General features: G+C 49.4%; 19 protein-coding genes. 18 read left to right on the top strand and 1 reads right to left on the bottom strand.

The window, feature by feature from the left end:
* Window position 1 precedes the first annotated feature (1 nt).
* The 11 genes from ACX9NY_RS07320 to ggt all read left to right on the top strand — a co-directional run bounded on the left by ACX9NY_RS07320 (window position 2) and on the right by ggt (window position 12,556).
* Window positions 2-1,030, top strand: coding sequence for an ABC transporter substrate-binding protein (locus tag ACX9NY_RS07320; protein ID WP_472477858.1), 1,029 nt, complete (start codon window positions 2-4; stop codon window positions 1,028-1,030).
* Between the two features lie 63 nt (window positions 1,031-1,093).
* Window positions 1,094-1,906, top strand: coding sequence for a cysteine hydrolase family protein (locus tag ACX9NY_RS07315; protein ID WP_472477856.1), 813 nt, complete (start codon window positions 1,094-1,096; stop codon window positions 1,904-1,906).
* 21 nt (window positions 1,907-1,927) lie between these two features.
* Complete coding sequence (locus ACX9NY_RS07310) at window positions 1,928-3,115, top strand: amidase (RefSeq protein ID WP_472477854.1); 1,188 nt, start codon at window positions 1,928-1,930, stop codon at window positions 3,113-3,115.
* Between the two features lie 72 nt (window positions 3,116-3,187).
* A complete protein-coding gene (locus tag ACX9NY_RS07305) occupies window positions 3,188-4,030 on the top strand; it encodes a creatininase family protein (protein WP_472477852.1) in 843 nt (280 codons plus the stop codon).
* Window positions 4,027-4,893, top strand: coding sequence for a fumarylacetoacetate hydrolase family protein (locus tag ACX9NY_RS07300; RefSeq protein ID WP_472477850.1), 867 nt, complete (start codon window positions 4,027-4,029; stop codon window positions 4,891-4,893). Before ACX9NY_RS07305 ends, ACX9NY_RS07300 begins: the two co-directional genes overlap by 4 nt.
* A gap of 35 nt (window positions 4,894-4,928) precedes the next feature.
* A complete protein-coding gene (locus ACX9NY_RS07295) occupies window positions 4,929-5,945 on the top strand; it encodes an ABC transporter substrate-binding protein (protein ID WP_472477848.1) in 1,017 nt (338 codons plus the stop codon).
* A gap of 47 nt (window positions 5,946-5,992) precedes the next feature.
* Entirely contained in the window at window positions 5,993-7,327 is a 1,335-nt protein-coding gene (locus ACX9NY_RS07290) for an FAD-binding oxidoreductase (protein ID WP_472477846.1), read from the top strand.
* Between the two features lie 96 nt (window positions 7,328-7,423).
* On the top strand, window positions 7,424-9,106 hold the full coding sequence (locus ACX9NY_RS07285) for a CocE/NonD family hydrolase (RefSeq protein ID WP_472477844.1): 1,683 nt from the start codon (window positions 7,424-7,426) through the stop codon (window positions 9,104-9,106).
* Between the two features lie 46 nt (window positions 9,107-9,152).
* Window positions 9,153-9,593 (top strand): cupin domain-containing protein, encoded by a 441-nt coding sequence (locus ACX9NY_RS07280; protein WP_192267689.1) that lies wholly within the window; start codon window positions 9,153-9,155, stop codon window positions 9,591-9,593.
* Window positions 9,590-10,918, top strand: coding sequence for an amidohydrolase family protein (locus tag ACX9NY_RS07275; protein WP_472477841.1), 1,329 nt, complete (start codon window positions 9,590-9,592; stop codon window positions 10,916-10,918). Before ACX9NY_RS07280 ends, ACX9NY_RS07275 begins: the two co-directional genes overlap by 4 nt.
* 57 nt (window positions 10,919-10,975) lie before the next feature.
* The gene (gene ggt / locus ACX9NY_RS07270) at window positions 10,976-12,556 is read left to right on the top strand and encodes a gamma-glutamyltransferase (protein ID WP_472479232.1); all 1,581 of its coding nucleotides are present in this window, start codon (window positions 10,976-10,978) and stop codon (window positions 12,554-12,556) included.
* Window positions 12,557-12,888: 332 nt separating this feature from the next.
* Here ggt and ACX9NY_RS07265 read toward each other — a convergent pair whose 3' ends face one another.
* Window positions 12,889-13,617 (bottom strand): SDR family oxidoreductase, encoded by a 729-nt coding sequence (locus ACX9NY_RS07265; protein ID WP_339255545.1) that lies wholly within the window; start codon window positions 13,615-13,617, stop codon window positions 12,889-12,891.
* Between the two features lie 198 nt (window positions 13,618-13,815).
* Here ACX9NY_RS07265 and ACX9NY_RS07260 point away from each other — a divergent pair, with 198 nt between their 5' ends.
* From ACX9NY_RS07260 to ACX9NY_RS07230, 7 genes are all read left to right on the top strand, one after another.
* The gene (locus tag ACX9NY_RS07260; RefSeq protein ID WP_307534208.1) at window positions 13,816-14,160 is read left to right on the top strand and encodes a winged helix-turn-helix transcriptional regulator; all 345 of its coding nucleotides are present in this window, start codon (window positions 13,816-13,818) and stop codon (window positions 14,158-14,160) included.
* 389 nt (window positions 14,161-14,549) lie between these two features.
* Entirely contained in the window at window positions 14,550-15,686 is a 1,137-nt protein-coding gene (locus ACX9NY_RS07255; RefSeq protein WP_472477838.1) for a GntR family transcriptional regulator, read from the top strand.
* A 166-nt stretch (window positions 15,687-15,852) separates the two neighbouring features.
* A complete protein-coding gene (locus ACX9NY_RS07250; RefSeq protein ID WP_472477836.1) occupies window positions 15,853-18,078 on the top strand; it encodes a hypothetical protein in 2,226 nt (741 codons plus the stop codon).
* A gap of 27 nt (window positions 18,079-18,105) precedes the next feature.
* Window positions 18,106-21,180: an alpha-mannosidase gene (locus tag ACX9NY_RS07245; protein ID WP_472477834.1), complete on the top strand. Its 3,075-nt coding sequence runs from the start codon at window positions 18,106-18,108 to the stop codon at window positions 21,178-21,180.
* Between the two features lie 25 nt (window positions 21,181-21,205).
* Window positions 21,206-22,120 carry an ABC transporter permease gene (locus ACX9NY_RS07240; RefSeq protein WP_472477832.1) on the top strand — a complete coding sequence of 305 codons (915 nt, stop codon included), beginning with the start codon at window positions 21,206-21,208 and terminating at the stop codon, window positions 22,118-22,120.
* 12 nt (window positions 22,121-22,132) lie between these two features.
* A complete protein-coding gene (locus ACX9NY_RS07235; protein ID WP_091020055.1) occupies window positions 22,133-23,029 on the top strand; it encodes a carbohydrate ABC transporter permease in 897 nt (298 codons plus the stop codon).
* An 80-nt stretch (window positions 23,030-23,109) separates the two neighbouring features.
* On the top strand, window positions 23,110-24,765 hold the full coding sequence (locus ACX9NY_RS07230) for an extracellular solute-binding protein (RefSeq protein WP_342570090.1): 1,656 nt from the start codon (window positions 23,110-23,112) through the stop codon (window positions 24,763-24,765).
* Window positions 24,766-24,780: the final 15 nt, after the last annotated feature.

The raw sequence follows: 24,780 nt of genomic DNA, 5'->3' as shown, positions 1-24,780 counted from the left end.
CATGTCCAAACATCATATGAACTTTCGTTACAAGAAATGGCTGCTGTCGACTGCTTCTTTGATCCTACTGCTTCTAAACGCATGCTCCAATTCCTCCGCTCTAGAATCCGCCGCCTCGGCGGGAGGGGAAGCGGGAACAGATTTGAAGCAGGTGAAACTGATCGAGGGCTGGTACGCCAAAGGGGAAGATGGAGGCTATTTTGCGGCATTGCAGCAGAACTTTTATAAGGACAAGGGCATAGACATGACGATTCAGCCAGGAGGCCCCGAGGTGTCAACCATGCAGCTTGTCGCTGCAGGCAAAGCTGAATTCGGTATCTCGTATGCGGATGAAATTCTGAAGGCGCGGGAACAGGGAATCCCTGTTGTCGGTATCCTTGCCGGTTTCCAAAGCACACCGCAGGTTCTGATGTACCACAAGGGGGAGAACATTCAGGATTTCACAGACCTGAACGGCAAAACCGTATACATCGGTACAGCGGTGCCTTATTGGGAATATATCAAGAGCCAATACAATCTGACAGATGTAAAAGAAATGAAGTATAACGGGCAGCTGGTCAATTTTATCAATGACCCCAGTTCGCTCAATCAGGGTTACATCACGAATGAGCCTTACGCACTTTCTCAGCAGGGGGTTGAGGTGGATTATCTGAAAATCGCCGATTCCGGTTATGCGAACTATGCAGACGTTCTTTTTACGACGGAAGATTACCTTAAAGAGCACCCTGATGTTGTTGAAGCTGTGGTGCAGGCAAGTCAGAAAGGTTGGAGCTATTATCTAGACAACTATGAAAAGGTAAACCCGTTAATTCAAACCTACAATCCCGATATGACGGTAGAAGCAATGAATTATGAGGCAGTGCAGGAAAAACCATTTATTCTTAACAAGGATTCCGAAGCAAATGGTATTGGTTACATGACAAAGGAACGCTGGAGCACCCTGCAGGATCAGATGATCAAGGGCGGAGGATTAACGAAGGCACTAGATGTTACCCAGGCGTTTACAACGGAGTATCTGATGAGGCCATAAACCTGAACCAAACGTATTTGAAGCTTCAAATCAGAAATTTCAGAAAAAATGAGGGGACTTAATATGTTCAAACTTGGAAATCGAAAGAGCTATTGGCAAGTGTCCGAAACGCTGGTGGATCTAAGGCGAACGCAAAAGTACGGCAAGTCAGTAACCCTCCCTGCACAGCCGCAGGAAGTCATATTTGATCTCGAGCATACGGCACTTATTGTCATCGATATGCAGAATGATTTCTGTACACCTGGTGGATGGCTGGATTCCATTGGGGTCGATACCTCTCCGCTCCTTAATCCGGTCAGCCGGCTGAACCGACTGATGCCCGAGCTGCGCAAAGCGGGAGTGCCTGTGATATGGGTGAACTGGGGCAACCGGGAAGACCGAATGAACGTGCCGCCATCCGTGCTCCATGTCTACAATTCGGATGGTCGGGGCAACGGCATCGGGGACCCGCTGCCGGGGAACGGCTCCAAGGTGCTGGAGAAAGGCAGTTGGGGAACGGCAATTGTCGATGGTCTGGATTCGTCCCCCGATGATATCTATGTGGATAAATATCGCATGAGCGGGTTTTGGGATACACCACTGGACAGTATTCTACGCAATCTCAATATTCAAACGGTGTTGTTTGCCGGAGTAAATCTCGATCAGTGTGTCATGCATACTCTGCAGGACGCGGCTTGTCTCGGATATGACGGCATACTTCTGGAGGATTGCTCGGCAACAAGCTCCCCGGATTTCTGCATAGAAGCGACATTGTACAATATCAAGCAATGTTATGGCTTCGTTACGGATTCCACCTGGTTGGTACAAGAGCTGAGCGAGGGAGCGACTCCTATAGAGAGAAATACCTCGGAAGAGCTGGCATCGTTAGAAGGCTGAACGGAAGGATGGGATGAAGCAATGAAGGACCAATGGAACACCACTGTCAACCAGGTGATCGTTGAACCGACAGGTCAGGGTAGGCTGAACGGACTCAGCTTTATGGTCAAGGATGTATATGCCGTCCGTGGCAATACAAATGGCGCGGGTAATCCGTGTTGGCTCCAGACGCATGGACCCGAGGCGGAACACGCGGAAACGCTCAACCTGTTATTGCAGCAAGGAGCAAGGCTAACGGGCATGACGCATACGGATGAGCTGATGTTCAGCTTGAATGGTGAAAATGTTCATTATGGAACACCAGTGAATCCAAGGGCTCCCGATCGCATCCCTGGCGGTTCATCGAGCGGATCGGCGGTTGCCGTCGCCGCTGGGCTTGCTGACTTCTCCCTTGGAACGGACACGGGAGGATCGGTCCGTGTTCCATCTTCGTACTGTGGAATTTATGGAATGCGTCCATCGCATGGCCTTGTCTCCGCGAAAGGCGTTATCCCACTCGCTCCCAGCTTCGACACCGTCGGCTGGATGGCACGTGATCTCGAAACGCTGTGCCGGGTAGGAGAAGTGCTTTTGCCGCAGACAGACTCGGGTACAGGCTTCAGCCGGGTGCTCATCGGTGAGGATGCGTGGGAGCTTGCTGACACAGAGAGCAAAGAGGCGCTTACCCCTTACCTGAAGTTGCTTTGCGGCATGGCTGCGAGCCATGAAACTGTTCGCATCGCCCCGCAGGGTCTACCTGAATGGATGACCATGTTCAGGACGATCCAGGGTTATGAAATATGGCAGGAGCACGGGGCCTGGATTGAACGTGAGCAGCCGACCTTCGGACCAGATACGGCCGGGCGATTCTCCTGGGCAAGCACCATTGAACGTGCCGATCAGGAGAAGGCAGCCAAACGCCGGGTTGAGGTGTGCAAGCACATGGCTGACCTACTCAGAACGGATACGGTGCTTGTGATTCCGACGACGACTGGAGCGGCCCCGAAGCTGGGCTTGGGCGGGCCTTTAATTGAAGAACGAAGAGTGAAAACGATGCGTTTAACCTGCATTTCCGGCTTGTCGGGTCTGCCGCAGCTTACGATTCCGGCTGCGGAGGTACTGGGCTGCCCGGTCGGTATTTCGATCATTGCCGGTCCGGGACAAGATCAACGTCTGCTGGAATGGGCCACATCCTTTCTTTCAGCAGTACATTCTGAAGTAAAAGGATAAGAACATCATTCGATATATGGACATGAAGCTACGCGTAAAAACAATAAAGCCGCAGGAGAAAGGGTGTCTGTTATGTTTCAACGATATGAAGGAACAGCGTGGGAGGAACGGTTTTTGCCCCGTCTGACAAGCAAACAGGTCCAAGAACTGCCGAAGGATAAGGCGCTGATTATTCTCCCAGTCGGAGCTGTGGAGCAGCATGGCCCCCATCTGCCTGTATATACGGACACTTTGATTGGGGAAGCGACATTATCACAAACGCTGGAGCGGGTGCGGGCGGATAAGGAGATCTGGCTGCTGCCTCCGGTCTCGTATGGCAAAAGCAATGAACATATCGGACTTCCGGGCACGATTTCCTTATCTGCAAGCACACTGCATGCCATCATGCTGGACATTGCAGAAAGTCTGAAGGCTAGTGGTTTTCGCAAGTTACTGTTGTTTAACACCCATGGCGGCAACGCGGATTTGCTAAATACGGTATCACGAGAAATACGGATCAGAACGGGGATGATGGTTTTCTATCTCAGTCCCGGCAGTCTGAATGTGGCAGAGGATCTCCTGTCTTCCGAGGAGCTGGAATACGGTATTCATGGTGGTGATTATGAGACCTCTCTCGTGATGTCCATCAAACCGGACTGGGTGGACAAGGAGTTCCTCGTCAAAGAACTTCCTGATATGTCCTCTTACCGCTTTCTTACATTAGAAGGGAAAATTCGTTTCGCCTGGAAGATGGCTGATATCTCCGCTACCGGCATTGCTGGTGATGCTACGACGGCCACGCCTGAGAAAGGCAGCATTATTCAGGATAGAATCTCAACGATTTTGTCAGAGGCGCTGGAGGAACTGTGTGATTTTGAAATCACCGATGTCCGCGGGACTGAACCGGTTCAGCAGCCAGCAGGAAGCACCCTGTGAAGCTCGTCAGTCTGAAACACGGCGATGGTGAACAGGCCGCGATTGAACATGCGGAACGATTCTTTCTTCTGGAGGAGATCAATAGGGCGGAAGGAAGCTCATGGGGCACCTCCGTTATGGAGATTTTGCAGCAAGGCCAGCTAGAGGAGCTAATCCAGTGGTATCAGAAGAACGGGGATAGAGCAGTTTCATCAATACCTTTCATACCTTCAAAAGAAGCCATAGCTGCCCCTCTCTTCCGCCACCCTCGTAAAATATGGGGAATTGGCATGAATTATGTGCAAAAAGCAATCGATCTCGCATCCACTCCTCCAGAGCGTGAGCCAGTCTGCTTTATGAAGCCGGACTCAAGCCTGATCGGGCCGGAAGAGTATATCCAGCTGACGGCACAGGATGTGAATGTGACATCAGAAGCAGAACTTGGCATTATCATCGGCCGAACCTGCAAAAATGTGCCGGAAGAACGTGCGCAGGAGGTCATTGCAGGTTTTGCCGCAACGCTGGATATGACTAACCAGGACATTCACGCACGGAACCCGAGATTCCTGCAGCGATCCAAGGTTTTCGATACATTTTTCAGTCTTGGACCACAACTAATAACACCTGATGAAATAAGTGATCTGCAGAGCCTCGTCGTTGAAACGATGTTGAATGATGAGGTTATTCATAGCAATACGGTGTCTCGCATGATGTATCATCCATGGTTCATTGTCTCGTATTTTTCACAGATGATGACTCTCTATCCGGGTGATGTGATCATGACAGGTACACCCGGGTCCGTCCGGATTCAGCAAGGAGATGTGGCCGAGTGTAGAATCAGTGGCTTTATGACGCTTCGAAATCCGGTAGGAGAAGTCGTATAAATCATCAGTAAATTTCCTTGGGGAGTGGTAATGAGATGAACAAGTACAGACAAAAGGGAACTGTCGTTTTACTCGCAGCAATATTTTCCTTATCCACATTGCTGGCGGCTTGCGGGAATCAGCCAACGGCTGAGAATGCCTCTGCTGCAGGGGGAAGTGAGGCACTCACGGCAATTACACAGGTGACGAACTGGTTTGCACAAGCAGAGCACGGGGGTCTGTATGCGGCAAAGGAACAAGGATATTACAATGAGGCTGGTCTCGATATGACCATCCAGGCAGGTGGGCCGCAGGTGTCTCCAACACAGATTGTGGCTTCAGGCAAGGCGCAGTTCGGACTGGCAACAGCGGATCAATTGCTGGTCGCTCGTGAAGAAGGAATCCCTCTTGTAGCGATTGCGACGATATTTCAGAAAAGCCCGCAGGGACTTATGGTTCATGCCAATCAGAACATGTCCTCCCTGGCCGATTTGAACAACCGCTCCGTATACGTGGGGATAGGCTCGGTGTTTTGGGATTTTGTGAAGAGTAAATACCAATTGGGTAACGTGAAGGAATTGGCTTATACCGGTTCTTTGGCTCCTTTTGTAGCCGATGAAACGGTTGCCATTCAGGGATATGTAACCAGTGAGCCGTACGAGATGAAGCAGCAGAATGTAGACATTGATTTCCTGCTACTGGCGGATGCCGGTTATAACCCTTATTCCAATGTGCTGTTCACCACGGAGCAGTATATCCAGGATCATCCTGATATTGTGCGTGGTTATGTCGAGGCTTCGATGAAGGGCTGGGATTATTACAAGACCAATTATGATACCGTGAATGACGTCATTTTAAAGGAAAACCCTGATTTTACGAAAGAAAAGCTGAACTATGCCGCAGAAGCACTTATCCCGTTTGTATATGAAGGTGATGCGGCGACACATGGTGTTGGCTACATGACAGAGGAACGCTGGACGGAGCTCGGAAAGCAGCTAAAGGAGATTGGGGCATTGAAAGAGGAGCCTGATGTCAGCAAAGTATTTACGGATGAGTTCTTGCCGAATTCCTAAGAGATTCCTATGGAGATCAGTATTACAACATACGGGAGGGGAACCGAATGAATGAACATTGGATAGCCGTATTGAAAGAACGCATGGATCCGGAATTGCTGCAGTGGGAGGAGGCAGCGCTTGCCAAATATTCGATGGATTATCATCACTTCTCTCCTGTGCTGGCCAGTCAGCTACAGGGTAAGGTCGCCGAGTGCATCGCCAGTCCGCGCACCGAGAAAGAACTTGACGATCTGCTCTCCATAGCAGCAGAGGTGGGAGTTCCGCTGACCATCAGGGGGAACGGCACCGGCAACTATGGCCAATGCGTTCCGGTCACAGGCGGAATCGTCCTGAATCTGGCCAAATACAACAAGGTGCTCGAAATGGGAGAAGGCACGATGCGGATCCAGGCCGGGGCCAGACTCGGCAAAATGGAATCTACTGCCCGCAAGGCAGGTTACGAGCTGCGTACGATGCCTTCCACCTTTCAATCCGCGACGATCGGCGGTTTTTTATGCGGCGGTTTTGGCGGCATCGGTTCGATCAGCTGGGGGACGATCTGGGATGGGTTGGTACGATCACTAAAAATCATGACCGTTGAGGTTCATCCCCGTACCATTGAGCTCCAGGGGGACGAAGTGCTGCCTTACCTGCATACTTACGGTACAATCGGCATTTTGTCCGAAGTGGAAATCAATCTGGCTCCCCGAGTGGAATGGATGCAGTGGGCAGTGACCTTTGACCGTTTTGAACAGGCTTTTCGCTTCGGACAGTCGGTAGCTGAGGACACTTCCTTGGTGAAAAGGCTAATTTCCATCCATGAATGGCCGGTACCATCCTATTTTCTTCCGCTTGATCTCCCCGCTGACCATGCTGTCGCATTACTGGAAGTGGACACAGCCAACGAATCCCAGCTTGAACGTATCCTATCGGAGTATGGAGGGCTCTTGGCTATGAAGGTCTCTGCCGAACAGTATCACAAAGGTGTAGGTGTCTCCGATTTCACATGGAATCATACAACTTTGTGGGCGCGCAAGGCAGATCCTGACTTGACTTACCTGCAGCTCAATTTTGACCCCTCTAGTGCCCTTGAGCAAATCTCATCAATGAAAAAGGAATATCCAGAAGTAATGAATCATATCGAGTTTGCCCGGCAAAACGGAAATTTGCTGATCTCCGGCTTGCCGCTGGTTCCCTTCACAACGGAGGAAAACCTGAATCAGCTGATGGAATGTTACGAGAAAAACCGCGTTATCGTCAACAATCCGCATACATGGGATTTGAAGGAAGGCGGGCGATCGTACGCCCATGATCGTTTGTGGGAAATCAAACATCGCAATGACCCGAAGGGAATTTTGAATCAGGAGAAATTAAAGCGTTCGGCAGTTAGCGGTATCTGATCAACGGGTGACGGAAGAATGGCGCAGCCTGCAGCAGTTAACGTGACATGCGGATTTTACTAGTCAATCCGTATCTACAGCAAAGGAGCGAGTTGCATGAAATTTGGAAATGTAGTCATCCGCCGAAAGGTCCCTTGCACGATGCGCGACGGCATAACGTTGTATTCAGATATATACCTGCCGGACGAGACAGGAGAATATCCTGTGCTGCTGATGCGCCAGCCCTACGGACGGTCGATTGCTTCTACCGTTACGCATGCCCACCCCGTCTGGTATGCAAGTAAGGGATATATCGTGGTAATCCAGGATGTCAGAGGGCGGGGCGAGTCGGAAGGCGAATTTAATCCGTTTGTTCAAGAAGCAGAGGACGGATTTGATACCATCGAATGGGCAGCCAGTCTGTCCGGCTCGACCGGGAACGTAGGCATGTACGGTTTCTCTTATCAAGGGCTAACACAATGGGCAGCAGCTTCCCTTCACCCGCCTGCGCTCAAGGCGATTGCACCGAGCATGTGTCCGGCAGACATGTATCATGGCTTGTTTTATCCACATGGCTCCTTCGCACTTGGCAACCATCTGCCGTGGGCTTTCCAACTGGCTCGTGACACGGCACAAAGAGCGGGTGACTTCGAAACGGCAGAGCAATGCTCACGACTCATGCGCAGCCCCGATGAGATGCTTTGGAAAATGCCATTGAATGAAAGACATCCAATTCTGGAGCAATACTTTCCCGCATTTTATGATTGGATCGATCATCAAGCGTACGATGAGTACTGGGAGCAGATGAACTGGATCAACGATATCGTAAAGGAACCCGTGCCGGCGCTTCATATTGGGGGATGGTATGACGGTTTCCTCATGGGCACGTTACAGTCGTTCGAAGCTCTGCAAGCTACGGCCACACCGGATTGCTTTCATCGGCTCATTGTCGGCCCGTGGGCCCATATTCCATGGGGGCGAAGAGCGGGCGGAATCGATCATGGCGAGCAGGCGGATGGTGGTCATCATCTGGAGCAGCTGCGCTGGTTTGATTATTGGCTGAAGGGCAAGGAAGACATGGAACTGTCTGGTGAACTGCCGATCCGATATTTTGACCAATTGAGTCATGAATGGCATACGGCGGAACAGCTACCTTCGCAATTTAAGGATGGGGCCTCTTCGTCCAAATGGTTTTATCTGTCCGGGTCACAGACCCCGGCGAATGGTGCGGCAGGAGGGGGGAGACTCGAAAAGCATAAGGAAGATGTAGAGGAAGCTGTGCCGGATGTATTCGTGTACGACTCACGTCTGCCGATGCGCCTGGACTCTTACCTGCCGTCGGACCGAGCTGCCATTCAGGAACGGCAAGAAATTCTGGTATATACGGGAGGGCCGCTTGCAGAGGATATCCCGATTTTTGGGTCCCCGGAGTTATCCGTGCAGTACCAAACATTAGGGGGGCCGACGGATCTGGTAGCCATCCTCACCACCGTATCCGAGAAAGGAACGGCCCGGCTACTGAGTGTGGGTCGCACGGAAATCTGCAGTGAAGGAGCAGATGCTTCCAATGAATGGAGAACAGCGCAGATCCGGCTGCGTCCCTTGGCGGCCACCCTTCCGGCTGGCTCGTATGTCCGGCTTGAGTTGACAGGCAGCGCCTTCCCGTTATTCGCCCGGCATCCAAACGGTGTTAGAGACGAGATGAACAGCACGGGAACAGGTGGGTTGAAAATTGCTACCACAGCTGTTCGCAGTACAGAACAGGACATATCCTGTTTGAGGCTACCGGTAAAAAGATAAAAAGCGAAGCATAAATTAAAATCAATCAAAGTGAGGTTGAATGTATATGGTGAACATTCCAGGTCTGGTTGCTGGTAACTTTGAGAATTGTCCCGTCCACAAAATTTCCGCACAGGATACGAATAAGTTCATCCTGCTGTGCGACAGGGAGCAGGTTCCTTTCACTTCATTTGTGGAGATCTTCGAGGTTGGAGGCAGAACTCCATCCAATGAACACCGGGAAGCTTATGAATATTTTTATGTGTTAAAAGGGGAGGGGCTAGCCAAAGTTGGCAGCGAGTATGAGACTCCGATCCGCCAAGGCTCGTTCATTATCATTCCACCGGGCAACCATCACGATATTATTAACACGGGCAGCACACGTCTGTATTGTCTGACGACCATGGTACCGGACGAAATGTTCTCGGATATGATCAAAGCGGGTCCGGCCACCGAGCTTGACGAGGAGGATCTGGCCGTGCTTCAGGCGCTGGCTACCGCACAATGAGTGCAGGGCTGCGTTTCATTAATGTATGCCTTCCGCACCGGAAAGACCTTGGTCTTTATGAACTAAAGGCGGAGGTTGGAAAATGGGTTAGCATCCGTCGGCAAGATGATTTCCTTGATGCATGGGAAAGCGGCGCTTCCCGTCTGATGGTCCCGCATCAGGCTGGATCGGATCTGAAACGGCTCGCAGACGCAGATTGCATCGATCTGCAGGGCGGCATGATGCTTCCTGGCCTGGTTGACTGTCATATGCATCTGGATAAGGCCTTCTCGCTTGAGCAGGTGTCGAATCGATCCGGTACACTTCATGAAGCTATTCTTAATTACAGCCAGGCTGTACAGACATTCAGCAAGGAGCAGTTAGCGGAACGCATGCTGACGGCTGCCAGAATGGCACTGAGCTACGGGACCACGACCATAAGGAGCCACCTCGACTTCCCTGTTCATTTGGGGAGAGAGGTGGCCTTTCGGACAATTGAGGCAGCCTTGGAAGTACGGGAGAAGTTGAAGGGTAATATGGCTATCCAATATGCGCTCATGGTTCCGTTCCGTGGCAATCATGAAGCTGCGGATGAGGCCATCGAGGAAGCACTGCGGATGGGAATTGATGTACTTGGCGGAGCCCCTCATCTGGCAGATGACTCTGAAGGAGAGATTAGCAGGATTTTTCGTATAGCAGAACGTTTCGGTGTACCCATTGATCTGCATGCTGATGAAAGTGATCATCCCGGAAAAAAAACCGTGCTGAGCATCGCTGAGCATACGATTCGCTACGGTTATCAGGGCAGAGTGACGGCAGATCATCTGTGCTCATTGTCCGCAATGACGGAAAAAGATGCACAGTATGTGATGGCGAAGATGAAGGAAGCCGGTCTGAACGCGGTAACGCTGCCTGCGGTGAACCTGTATCTTCAAGGACGGGAAGATCGCGGCCTGGTAAGACGGGGCACAACACGCATTCGCGAGCTGCTTGCAGAAGGCATTCCGCTTGCTGCTGCCTCCGACAATATTCAAGACCCATTCCATCCGTTCGGTCGCGGGGATCTGATACAGATTGCACAAATCACATCATATGCTGCCCATATGGGCAGTGAACGGGATTTCGTACAGCTGCTGCGGATGATCACGGATATACCTGCTGGAATCACGGGCTGCGACGAGTATGGAATAGAAGAAGGGCATGAGTGCAACTTTGTTGTCACGGATGCTTCGGATGTGACGCAGCTGTTATCAGGTACAAAAATGAGTCGCTGGGTGTATGCCTCCGGCAGATGGCAGTCTGCTTTGCATACCGCTCAGGCATTCGCGTCTGAACTGGTAACATGATTAGCAACAAACAGGAATTACCCTCAGTTGAACATAGAAGAGAAAGAAGGTGGCAAGATGGTTCCACAAGTCACAGGCACACAGACGATGGTAGTCAGTCCTCACTCTTTGGCCAGCGCGGCAGGATCGCGTATTTTGCAGCAGGGAGGTAACGCCTTTGATGCCGCCGTGGCGGTGAGCGCCTGTCTTGCCGTCGTATACCCCCATATGACGGGGCTGGGAGGTGATTCCTTCTGGCTGACCTATAGCACCGAAGAGAGAAAGGTCAGGGCATATAACGCGAGTGGACGTTCGGGCAGTCGGATTACCGCGGCCTGCTTTGCCGGCGAATCAGCCATCCCGCAGCGGGGACCCCGAAGCGTCATTACCGTGCCGGGTATGGTGGACGGTTGGGATGCCATATTACAGGAATATGGCTCGAAGACGCTGGCGGAGGTGCTTGAGCCCGCGATCCGTTATGCGCTGGAAGGCTTCCCGCTATCGCCGGACCAGCATGTCAATACGGCTGAGCGTTTCGATGTGCTGGCAGCTTATCCACAGACTGCCGCCATCTATCTGCCTGGAGGCAAGGTTCCGGAGCAAGGCAGCCGCTTTGTGCAGTCTGCTTTGGGAAGCAGCCTGCTCCAGGTTGCGGATCAAGGTCGTGATGTATTTTATTCAGGCAGTGTTGGTCAGGAGATTGTTCGCTCACTTAAGGAGCAGGGAGGTCTACTGACACTGGAGGACTTTGCGAGACACAGAGGTGAATGGGTGGAGCCGATCAAAGGGAGTTACCGAGGGCTTGATCTTTATCAAGTCCCACCGAATTCACAGGGCTTTACCGGTATAATGGCGCTTCAAATTATAGAACAGTTTGATTTGGAGAATATAGAGCACGGTTCCTATGAGTACTATCACTTGCTCGTGGAGGCGCTGAAGCTGAGCTTCCGTGACCGTGATCGTTATTTGACAGACCCACAATTTTCCTCCATTCCGTTGGACCGACTGCTATCCAAATCCTATGCTGCGAAGCTGGCGGCCTGCATCGATATGGAGCGAGCTCTGCCCATGGATACCCAGCCGGTAGGTCATGATACGGCATATGCGGCAGTAGTAGACAGCGAGGGGAATGCTGTGTCATTTATCCAAAGTCTCTATTTTGAATTCGGCTCGGCTGTGGTTGGGGGAGACACCGGTATATTGCTGCAGAACCGAGGCTCATTCTTCTCCCTTGATCCGTCGCATGTGAACAGGCTGGAACCGGACAAAAGAACCTTTCATACGCTGATGCCGGCGATGGCTTGCCGTAATGGGAAGCCATATATTTTGTACGGTACCCAGGGAGGAGAAGGTCAGCCCCAGACTCAGACCGCGCTGCTGACTCGCATGGTGGACTATGGTATGACTCCCCAGACCGCTGTGCGTGAACCCCGCTGGGTGTGGGGAAGAACGTGGGGAGAGGCAACACAAGAATTGAGAGTGGAGGGCCGAATCGCGGCAGAAGTGCAGCAGCGTTTAAAGCTAGCCGGACACAAGGTAAACACAGTTGAAGAGTTTGCTAGAGTCATGGGACATGCGCATGCCATTATGATCGATGACAATGGTTTCCTGCTCGGGGGCACAGACCCCCGCTGCGATGGTGCGGCTATCGGATGGTAAAGCAGAACCAAGTGAAAGGTCTGAGTGTATGCCGCCCAGGCTTTTATTATGGCTTTAGCTAGTTGAGTGCGTGAAACGCGCGAAACAAAAACCACCTGCTATGCGGGTGGAGGGATTGAGGGTTTGACCACTAAGATCATTCCGATACAAACCCGCTCTAGGCGCGTTTTTTTCAATTTAAAGGGTCAAGTTCATGTCCTTGGTCAGGCACATGAATTTGACCCTTATAGCCGTTGACTACACAGAGAGTCTACTCCCGCTACTCTGGTGAATGGGACTGGGAAACTGCATGTAACTTACGGAATACTCAGAAATTGCTCGGGTAAAATGGTTTACCAAGGCACAACTCCATTTTCATCAAAAAATCTACCGGTTGGACCATCATTATTGATTGTGGCGAGCTTAACTACACTGGAAGCTGCTTGTTCGACTGTGCGATAGCCACTATTACCATTTAAATCGGTAGCTGTAAATCCAGGGCAAACCGAGTTGATTTTAATAGGAGTATCTCTTAATTCTTTAGCAAAGAAAACAGTTAAAGCATTTACAGCCGTTTTGGAACTATTATAGGCGAGCGAATTCACATTATAAAATTCCGACGTTGGATCTGAATTCAAAGTTAAGGAACCTAATCCGCTGGAAAGATTTACGATTCTTCCGGCAGAAGATTTTTGGAGCAAGGGAAGTAATGCTTTCGTGACAGAAAATACGCCGAAAACGTTTGTCTCATAAGTATTCTTGAGAACGGACAGTTCCAGTTCACTTGGAGATGTGGTGCCTTCAAAAAACACGCCTGCATTATTAATCAAGATATCAAGGTATCCATATTCTTGTTCAATCCATTCTACTGCGGAGAGAATGGAGCTGGGTTTTGTGACATCAAGAACCACCGTTTTAGCTTTAATGTTCTCCGTTTCCAAGTGCGTTACGGCCTCTTGTCCTTTTTCTTCGCTTCTTGCTCCTATTAAAATCTCATACCCCATGTTTCCCAATTGTCTTGCTGTCTCAAAACCAATACCCTTATTGCCACCTGTAATTAATACGATCTTGGATTTATTCATAAGATTGCCTCCCTAATCTGTTTTCTAAAACCTGTACCTACGAAAATATATTTAATTCTTATAGTTGTGACTGCCATTAAGATTCTCTCATTGTACCCATGATATATCTCCTTTCATTTTTGATATAGTTAATATAGTGGAAATGATTGAGACTTATAAGTACGCACATTTTTGTAACTTAATGAATGGAGTGGCAATATGGGATATGGATTAAAAAATTATGGCGATTGCAGTGAAGAGGTTATAAAGGCTTGTCCTGTTGAAATGGTTTTACATATGATAGGAGGAAAATGGAAGGGAATCATTATCGACATTTTATCCGAAAAATCGGTCAGATTTAATGAACTTAAACGATTAATACCAGGGATTACACAACGGATGTTGACTTTACAGCTCAGGGAACTTGAGGCGGATGGAATTGTGAAGAGGATAGTAGATGACACTGTGCCACCCAAAGTAGAATACTCCCTCACTGAACAAGGAAATAAATTGTCGAGTATCATCGATTCTATAAGAGTATGGGGAAAAGAGTTTCAATCCTAAGTCTGCGATCGGGAAGTCTTAATGGATAGCCGCGTCGAAAAAAATCGTAGGCGTCTCCACTTTTCACCACGCCGCATAGCAAAATTCGATTCAGAAGTTTTGATTCTGGGCGGACTGCAACTCTAATGTTGGAATGCCTGAATCGCTGAACCAATAAGGCTTTTGTGCCCTAAGGGATCACCAAGCACGATTAGTTTATGGCCACACGAGAGTAGGGAATCAACACCTGATGATCCTGCGCCCAGAAAAATGGTTTGTCTCCCCAATAGAGAAGATGAGTCAAGAAATGAAGGATTGACAGGCATTATGCGGTTGTTTATTGTACTTATATGTGTAAAAATATATTTTATATATAAAAATATAATGAATGAATTGGTGATGTGATTATCATGAGTACGAATGATAGAATACCGTTGTACCAACAAATTCAAGACTACATCCGCAAATTCATTGCTTCCGAAAATATGAAGCCGGGTGATCGAATACCGACAGAGAAGGAACTCATGGATCGATTTAACGTTAGCAAAATTACAGTTGTGAATGCCCTGACAGGCTTGGCTAACGAGAAATTGATTGCACGCGTTCCGGGGAAAGGAAGCTTTGTCGCGGAAGGCACAGATGCAGTAGACACCGCATTTTCTGAATCTCCGGCAGTAAAGGGAGGCAGATCGAGTACAAGAATGATTGGGGTGATCATGCCTACGATTCATGACTACTTTGCGATTCGACTCATCGAAGGGATCGAGCAGTCACTCAATCAGGAAGGTTATCGCAGCATGATCATGCTGACGCATGGCAACATCGAGAAAGAAAAGGATGCGATCAGGGAGTTAAAGGCACTTGGAACTGAGGGGCTGTTAATCTTTCCTGTGGACGAAGGTAACTATAACGAGGAGATTCTCGGCATGAAGTTATCCGGCTTCCCTTTTTTACTGATTGACCGATATTTGCCTGGCGTCGAAACCCATTACATTGCGGCTGATGGAAGGTTGGGCGTGAGGCTGGCCGTTGAACATCTATGGGAGCTTGGACATCGTGATATAGCGATCTGCTCGGATTCTCCATTGCAAACCGTCACTGTCCAGGAGCGGATTGATGGTTATATTGAAGCACTGAAGGATAAAGAAGCATTGATTAACCCTGCACATATGATTACAGATTTCAAACCGCTGTCTGTTCTGAAAGACGCCGAAGCCCATCCGTTGTACCGATATATCAGCAACAAAATGGTGACTGCTTATATATCGCTGAATGGCAGGCTGGGGGTTCAGATCTATCAAATGGCCAAGCAAGCCGGTCTTCGCATTCCCGAAGATGTATCGATTGTAAGCTTTGATGACCCCACTTCCATCGTGGAGGAATTCAGTATTTTTACACATGTAAAGCAATTTGAGAGAGAGATGGGAATCCGAGCAGGCAACCAGCTTCTAGAAGTCATTCGGAATAGCCGCGAGATTACGGGCTTCAGCAAAATTCTGATTGAACCTGAACTTGTCGTTCGTCAAACGACTGGAAGATGTCCCTAATCATATATGAATGCTTAAATTTAAGTCTTTTCCGTAGATGTACGGAAAGGACTTTTTTATTTTTATAAAAACATATTGAATATATTCTTAATATATATTATATTTTGTAAAATGGTGAATATTTACAACGAAAGACCAATCCAACAGGGGCAGGGAGGTCATAGCTGTGGTTAGAGATCGGAAAGAAGAACGAACCGGATTCCAGGAATCAGCACCCTATCATCCTGATTATGATCTGCAAACGGATTTTGTCATGGTCTATGGAATGTACGATACGATGCCGCAACGTATCCAGGAATGGAAGGATAAAGGGTACGTGGTTCATTTAATGACAGGAGTAGCATGGGGGACCTATAACGACTATCTGGACGGGGAAATAGACGGGGAAACGCACTGGGATGAAGCCCAGATGGATCGCGATGGCGAGATGATTGTACATGGGAAGGAACCTATTATTCCTTACATGGTCCCAACGGTTTCCTTTGGTAAATATATCGCTGAACGCATCCGTGCAGCTGTTGATTCTGGCGTAGAGGCGATCCATCTGGAGGAGCCTGAATTCTGGGTAAATGGGGGGTACTCGGAATCGTTTAAGAGAGAATGGCAGTTATATTACAAAGAACCCTGGAGTCCGCCTCACTCCTCACCCGATGCACAGTTTCGGGCTTCCAAATTGAAAGCGTATTTATACACACGTGTGTTAGACCGATTGTGTACCGAGATGAAAGATTACGCTCTGAAACGTTACAATCGCATCTTGCGATTCTACGTTCCGACCCACAGCCTGATCAATTATACGCAGTGGCGCATTGTTAGCCCGCAGTCTCGATTGATAGAGCTTCCCTCTGTAGATGGATATATTGCACAAATCTGGACCGGGACATCACGAACACCGAACGTGTATGAAGGGGTGCGCAAAGAACGCACTTTTGAAACCGCTTACTTGGAATATGGTGTCATGCAAGAGCTTGTGCGGGGTACAGACAGACGAATGTGGTTTCTGCATGACCCTATCGAGGACAATCCGAATTATACATGGGCCGACTATAAACAGAACTACCTGAAGACCGTTGCTGCTTCCCTGCTTCATCCCGGGGTTTCCCATTACGAGGTCGCACCTTGGCCGCGAAGAATTTTCAAAGGAACTTATCCTTCCGATGAAGGCACGCATAAAGAGCGGATTCCACCTGACTATGCAACGACATTGCTGCATGTCATGCACACACTTGGAAATATGGATCAAGATTATATCGAAACAGAAGGTGAATCTCCCCGCATTGGTGTATTGATTGCCGACTCAGCGATGTTTCAGCGCATGAAGCCTGAGCCGGAAGCACCGAATGCAGGAAAGTATGACGGCACAGATCCGGAAGGTTTTCAAGAGGATGGCGACACGGAGCTGCTGGATTTCTCTCCATTCTATGGGCTTGCCCTGCCATTGCTTAAACACGGAATACCTGTGAGACCCGTCCAGCTTGATAATGTGAGGCGCTATCCACATTACTTGGCTCCATATCGTGTTCTGCTGTTGAGTTATGAGTACATGAAGCTGGAGCACTCCGATATCCATTATGCACTGGCCCAATGGGTACAGGATGGTGGTGCATTGATTTATGTGGGAGACGACAGTGACCCCTATCACAACATCCGGGCTTGGTGGAATGATGACCAGCGCAGGGAAAGCACGAATACCATATATCCCTCACCACGCGAGCACTTGTTTGAAGAGCTAGGGCTTAAGTTAGAACAGGAAGGGGTTCATCCTGTGGGCAAAGGGGCGGTGTATTGGCTTCCTGTACATCCGGCTGCATGTGCGTCAAGTAAAGCGAGTGCAGATCAACTTCGCCAGACTGTGAAAGAAACATGGGAGAGACTACAGGATACCAACTTCCGTTGGGAAGCCAAGCATTATTTTAAAATTAAACGTGGGCCCTACATCATAGCCTCTGTCCTGGAAGAGTCCATATCCGAAGAACCACTGATTATCCCAGGTCCGGTGGTGGACTTGTTCGATCCTGACCTGCATGTTCGGCAAGAAGTAAGGTTGGCTCCTGGTGAGCAAGCACTGTTATACGACATTACGGCCGGAAGGCCACAGCAAGACAAGGTGAGCCTGATCTCTGCCTCTTCCAGAATTGAAGATCTGACGATAACGAATACAGGTTTTCAATGTGTAGCCAAGGGTCCGACCAACATGCAGGCCACCGCCAGATTCTATTGCCCATTTGAACCCATATCCGTTTGCAGTATAGATCAACACCAGACTGTGCTTGCCGAATGGAAATGGGATTCAAAATCGAAAACCGTACTGCTGAACTATGGGCATGGCAGCAAGAACAAGGTGGAGATTCAAGTAAGGTGGGATCATGAGAATGCAAAAGCGAAAACTTGATGAACGAGAGGAGAGAACACAACTATTATGCCATATGAACCGATTAGACTCGGACATCTGAATCAAATGCTGTCCAAACTCCGTGAAGCCATATATGAGCCCATTGCCCAGTTGAATGTAAAGGCATGGGTTACCCCGGAGCCTGTTCCATTCGAGGAAAGAATGTCAGGTCAGCAAATCACTCTTTCACAGGGCGAGCATTGGGGGAAGTTATGGGATTGTGCCTGGTTTTGTTTTACAGGGAGCATTCCACCGTCCGGTAGTGACGCCAAGGCTGTTCTTCTGCTGGACGTGAACGGCGAACTCTGTCTGGTGGACCACGAAGGAACGCCTGTACAGGGATTGACAACGATCAATTCAGAGTTTGAATTCACACTGGGTCTCCCTGGGAAAAGAGTTGTTGAACTGGACCATTCGTCAATAACGGTGACGGACGGGGCATTCGAGCTGTGGGCTGATGCCGGCAATAACGACTTATTTGGAAAGTATCAGGGCGGTACGGTAAAAGAAGCGATGTTGGCGATTTGTCATGAAGATATACGAAGCTTGTATTACGATACCGAAGTGCTTCTGGAGACGGCAGAACACCTTCCTGTCAACATGGCGCGCAGAGAAAGGATTCTTCAATCCCTGTATGACGCTTCCATAGTATTGACGGAATTAACGCCTGACCGCATACATCGCGCCAAGTTATTATTGAACGAACCATTATCACGTCGTGGCGGCGATCCTGTGCTGAACATAAGTGCGGTTGGGCATGCACATATTGATTTGGCCTGGTTATGGCCGATCCGTGAGACGATCCGAAAAGGCGCAAGAACATTCTCCACGGTGCTTCGCATGATGGAGCGTTATCCCGATTATGTGTTCGGAGCGAGTCAGCCTCAGCTATACGATTGGATGAAGCAGCACTATCCCAAGATGTATGACCAGATCAAGGAACGGGTGCAGGAAGGCAGATGGGAACCGCAAGGAGCCATGTGGGTGGAATCGGATACCAATGTGCCAGGCGGTGAATCTCTTGTACGCCAGATTCTGTATGGCAAACGTTATTTCCAACAGGAATTTGGAATGGAGATGAAGTCGCTGTGGATGCCAGATGTATTTGGCTACTCCGCAAGCTTGCCGCAGTTGTTGAAGAAATCCGGTGTAGATTACATGATGACCCAGAAGCTCTCCTGGAGTGAGTACAACCGCCATCCTCACCATTCCTTTCTGTGGGAAGGGATCGACGGTTCCTCGGTGTTAACACATATGCCACCTGAGGATACGTACAACAGTCCGGCCGCCCCACGTTCCATTGCCAAAGCAGAGCGGGAGTATCTGGACAGAAATGTTTCCAGCCACGCATTGATGCTCTTCGGGATTGGAGACGGCGGCGGCGGGCCGGGAGAAGAGCATTTGGAACGGTTGGAGCGGGAGAAGAACCTGCTCGGTCTGGCACCTGTTGTGCAGGAACCTTCCTGGAAATTTTTTGAACGATTGAATGAAGAAAGAGAGCGATTCCAGACCTGGCGTGGGGAGTTGTATCTCGAAAAGCACCAAGGAACCCTGACCAGTCAGGCACGGAGCAAGTGGTATAACCGCAAGATGGAGAAAGCTCTGCGCGAGCTGGAATTTGCTGCTGTACTGGCTTCACGCATGGGCAAGTCTTATCCGGCCGAAACATTGGAGACGATCTGGAAGGAAGTGCTTCTGTACCAGTTCCATGATATCCTCCCCGGATCTTCGATTAAGCGAGTATATGACGAGTCGTTAATACGGTATGAAGCATTGCTCCAGCAGACGGAAGGCATGATCACCGAAACCTACAGCTATATTACAGATTATATCTCTTCCCAAAAGGAAAGCTCCAATTCAACTGTGGTATTCAACTCACTACCGTGGGAACGTCAGGAGTGGCTGCACCTCCATGGACGATGGCATAAGGTGCAGGTTCCATCCATGGGCTACACCGTGGTATTTAATCATGAAGATCAGGAGGTCATGGGGGAGATCGCAACGGGTATTGAAACGGATGTTGCTGCGCTGGAAACAGATTTCCGTGACACAGCCAAGGAGTACAGTATGGAGAATGACATTCTCATCGTGAAATTTGACCCCAATGGCGGCATTACCTCAATCCTGGATAAGCTGGAGGCACGTGAAGTTATCCTGCAAGGACAGCGGGGGAACGATCTTCGTGTATATCATGACGAAGGCGATGCCTGGGATTTCCGCCATGATTATTCAGCGCAAGTGGGGATGCCATTAATTCTGAATGATATCCGTGAGCTTCGGGATGGTCCGAAAGTTGGGCTGGTTTTTGATTACAGCTACGGAGAATCGTCTCTAACCCAAACCGTTATTTTAACTGAGGACAGTCGGCGTATTGATTTTGAGACGGTCGTGAATTGGCAGGAAAACGGTAAAATGTTACGCACTTCGTTCCCGGTGCAGATTCGTACCGATCAGGTACACTGTGAAATCCAGTTTGGCAGCCTGAGCAGGCCGACTCACCGCAATACGATGTGGGACTTTGCCAAGGATGAGATATGCGCTCACCAATGGGTGGATATATCAGAACCGGATTACGGAGTCGGCTTACTCAACGATTGCAAATACGGGCATCGAGCCATTAACAATGTGCTTGACCTTCATTTGCTGCGCAGCAGTTCCTACCCGGATCCGCTGGCGGATCGTGCAGAGCACCAATTCACCTATTCGTTATATCCGCATCAGGGGAACCATATTCAGGCTGAAATCTATCGAAGAGGCAATGAGCTCAATATTCCGCTGCGCATGAGTTCCTTGTCTGCACCTTCAATGGATGTCGAAGAGGAACAGCTACCTTACACGAAAGCATTCCTGCAGCCGGATCATCCGCACATCATGGTGGAGTCCATCAAAAAAGCCGAGGACAGCAATGACATTATCGTCCGTCTGTATGAGACCTCGGGAACCCAGGTTAAAACGAAACTGTCTATCGGTTGGGATGTTGAAGAAGTCTGGGAAGTGGATCTCATGGAGAATAACATTTCATCGCTGGAGCTTCAGGATCAAGCCGACGTAGTTTTGTCCTTTACACCATTCGAGATCATCTCGCTGCGATTGAAAGGTTAGTTTAAGAGAAAGGAGCGTTGGGAATGTGATTAAGAACAGTGTGTTAATGAAGCGCATCTGGAAGCATAAGCTCTTTTACTTGTTCATGTTACCTGGCATTATCTGGTTTTTCTTATTCTCCTATGTTCCCTTATATGGAATCCAGGTTGCCTTCAGGGACTATACCTTCGTTGGCGGTTTTACCGGGAGCCCTTGGGCAGGTTTCAAGTACTTTCAACAGTTCTTTAACTATTATCAATCTGGTGATATCATCCGCAACACGGTGATCATCAGTCTCATGAAGCTGTTAATCGGCTTTCCGATGCCAATCATTCTCGCCATTCTTTTAAATGAAATCCGCATGATCAGGTTCAAGAAAACCGTTCAGACACTTTCCTATTTACCCTACTTTGTATCCTGGATTGTGGTTGTCACCCTGATGCAGAGATTGCTCACGCCATACGGTGGACCAGTGAATGATTTGCTGGGGTCGTTCGGAACTGATCCAATCCAATTCCTGAACAATCCCACCTGGTTCTATCAGATGATTGTTGGATCGGATATTTGGAAGAACATCGGCTGGAACTCCATCATATTCATGGCTGCGATTGCCGGAATTGACCAGCAGCAATATGAAGCTGCCAAGATCGATGGTGCAGGGCGTTTCCAACAGGTGTGGCATGTGACCCTGCCGGGTATCCGTAATGTCGCCATTATATTATTTATTCTCGCCGTGGGTAACTTGATGAGCGCGGGTTATGAGCAGCTACTTCTTCTGAATGGACCTGCGACCGCTGGCATGGGAAGTGTACTCGACGTGCACGCCATTAACTCGGGTATCCGGGAAGGGCGTCTGAGTTACGCGGCAGCTGTGGGGCTGTTCCAGAGTGTAATTGGGCTTATTTTGGTGCTAACGGTCAACCGGATTGCCCGCAAAGTCAGTGATGTATCCCTGTTCTAAGGAGGTGATGTGATGACACGCAAATGGTCCTTATTTTCAGTTATAAACTATACCATTCTCGCTTTGGTCGGATTCTCCATGATCTACCCGTTTATTTACATCCTGGCGTACTCGCTGAATGACGGCAAAGATTCCATGCAGGGCGCGATCTATTTCCTTCCACGCCAATTTACATTGGAGAACTATGCCCAGGTATTTGATAATGCACGCATCTGGAAGGCGTACCAGATCACCATCATGCGAACCGTGCTGGGTACGTTCCTTCATGTGATTCTGTGTACATTGATGGCTTACGCGCTCTCAAAAAAATCATTGCCGGGCCGTTCATTTTTCACCTTTTACATCTTTTTGCCTACGATTTTCAGTGCCGGATTCATCCCGTTCTTCATTACGCTTCAGAAGCTGCATCTGATCAATACCTTCTGGGTGTACGTCTTGCCGCTGTTATTCAACTTCATGCATATCATCATTATCCGGACCTTTCTGCAAGGAATTCCCGAAGAGCTGGAGGAATCAGCCCACATTGACGGGTACGGGGATTTTCAAATCTTCATTCGCATCATTCTGCCTCTCTCGGGACCCGTACTGGCAACCATCTCCCTCTTCATTGGGGTCGCCCACTGGAATGACTGGTTCTCGGGTGCCTACTATGTATCCAACAAGGATCTGATTCCGGTGCAAACCCTCTTGCAGGAGATGCTGACCGAAGCGGAGTCGCTGTCCAATTCGATGCAGCGCGCAGCACAACAGGGCGGGCAGACGATTGGCAGTTCAGGCGGAGCGGGTGCGACACCCGAATCCCTGCGTATGGCTTTGCTTGTCATTACCGTCTTCCCGATCCTGTGTATCTACCCGTTCCTGCAACGATATTTCGTAAAAGGAGTGATGATCGGTTCGGTGAAAGGTTAGGTGATCCTAACCTGGAATTTGCTGAGTTTTATCAGGCTTGACCCAGATCATTCATCATCATATTTCAGGAGGCGATTGGTTTGAACCGAATTTGGTCGAAAGGCGTATCCGTATTACTCGTGTCCATCTTGGTTGGAGGATCGTTGAGCGGATGCACGGATTCATCAGGAAACGGGAATAGCGGAGAAGCAGCTGATGGTTCATACAAGCTCAAAATATTGCACAACTGGAACGGTTCAGGTGGTTCGGACAACGGAATAACGCCTGTGGAAGAAGTCATCAAGGAGAAGACTGGCGTCACGCTGGATTGGGAGTATACCAAAGGCAGTGAGACCGAGAAGGTAAACCAGATATTTGCCACGCAGGATCTGCCGGATATCTATACCGGACCCGCATGGGGAGGTGAGCTGGATGGCATTATCAAGGCGGCCAAAGAAGGGCAGCTCGTCGATATTTCCGACAAATTGGGGGACTATCCTAACCTCGCGAAATCCATTGCTGAAGAAAATGTACCCCCAGCGCTCTACGAAAAAGCGATTAATGCCTATGACGGCAAAAAATATCTACTCCTGCAAAACCAGCCTGCCCAGAATGAAGATGGCATGGATTGGCTGTACGGCTTCTATGTTCGCAAGGATATCGCGGATAAGGTGGGTATAGACCCTCAATCGGTCGTGACAAAGGAGGAATTCTATAACTTCCTCAAAGCAATCAAGGATGCCAATCTGCAAGAGAACGGGCAGCCGGTCTTTCCACTGGGTGGCTTCAGCAACGGCTGGTCCGTCGGCATCGGCAATACCATGTTCAATTCGGGTGGCAGTTATGTTGACAAAGGTGACGGAACGGTAGAGCATAACTTTTTCACCAAAGGTTATGAAGAATACACCCTGTTCTATCGGAAATTGGTTGAAGAAGGGTTAATGGACCCGGAAGCATTCACCCAAACTGACCCGATCGCCAAGGAGAAAATCAATCAGGGCCGCATCGCCACTCTGGCCGCACACTATCCGGCCATTTTGGATGCCTCCAAAGAATATGTTACTTCACACCCTGGAAGCGATTACATCCCGATCGGCCCTTTAGAGCGTGCAGATGTTGAACCGAATCGCCCTGCGGATCTGGGCATTCAGGGCAACAACGTAACAGTGATCACCAAAAACTGCAAGGGCGCATGTGTAGATGCGGCGCTGAAGTTCCTCGATTACATGGCTTCCGATGAAGGATTTATGCTGGCAAGATACGGAGTGCAGGGCGTTCATTGGGATATGAAGGAGGGTAAACCTGTTGCCAAAAAGGAGTGGTTCGATAAATTTACGGCAGATCAATCGGGTAAAGTTCGCAAGAACGAAGGCATTTCCATTGGTTTGGAATCCATCACGGGGCCTGATCGAATCAATTCGGTCGCAGGCGGAGATATCTGGGCCGATCAGAAACGGCTGGATGCCATGGAACAAGCCAGAAAAATTCTGCGTCCTAATGGCATTCATGTCATTACAGCCTATAACCCGGGCGATGTGATTACCAAAGCACCGGAATGGGAGATGCTGAAGCCTTCCATGGACCGGATGGGTGATGCCTGGAAGGAAGCCATCTTTGCGAAATCGGATGAAGCGGCGTTGGGCATTATCAACGAGCTTCGCGAGCAGCTTCGAAAGACCGGATATGATCAAGCCATGCAGTTTACGAACGAAAACTTGAAAGGGAAAGACGTAGTTACCGTTCAGATGCCGAACTGATCACCCCCCATATTC

It is taken from the genome of Paenibacillus sp. CB74 (assembly GCF_055687625.1).
The sequence above is the reverse complement of the archived record's forward strand: the minus strand, read 5'-3'. Positions and strand labels throughout refer to the sequence as shown.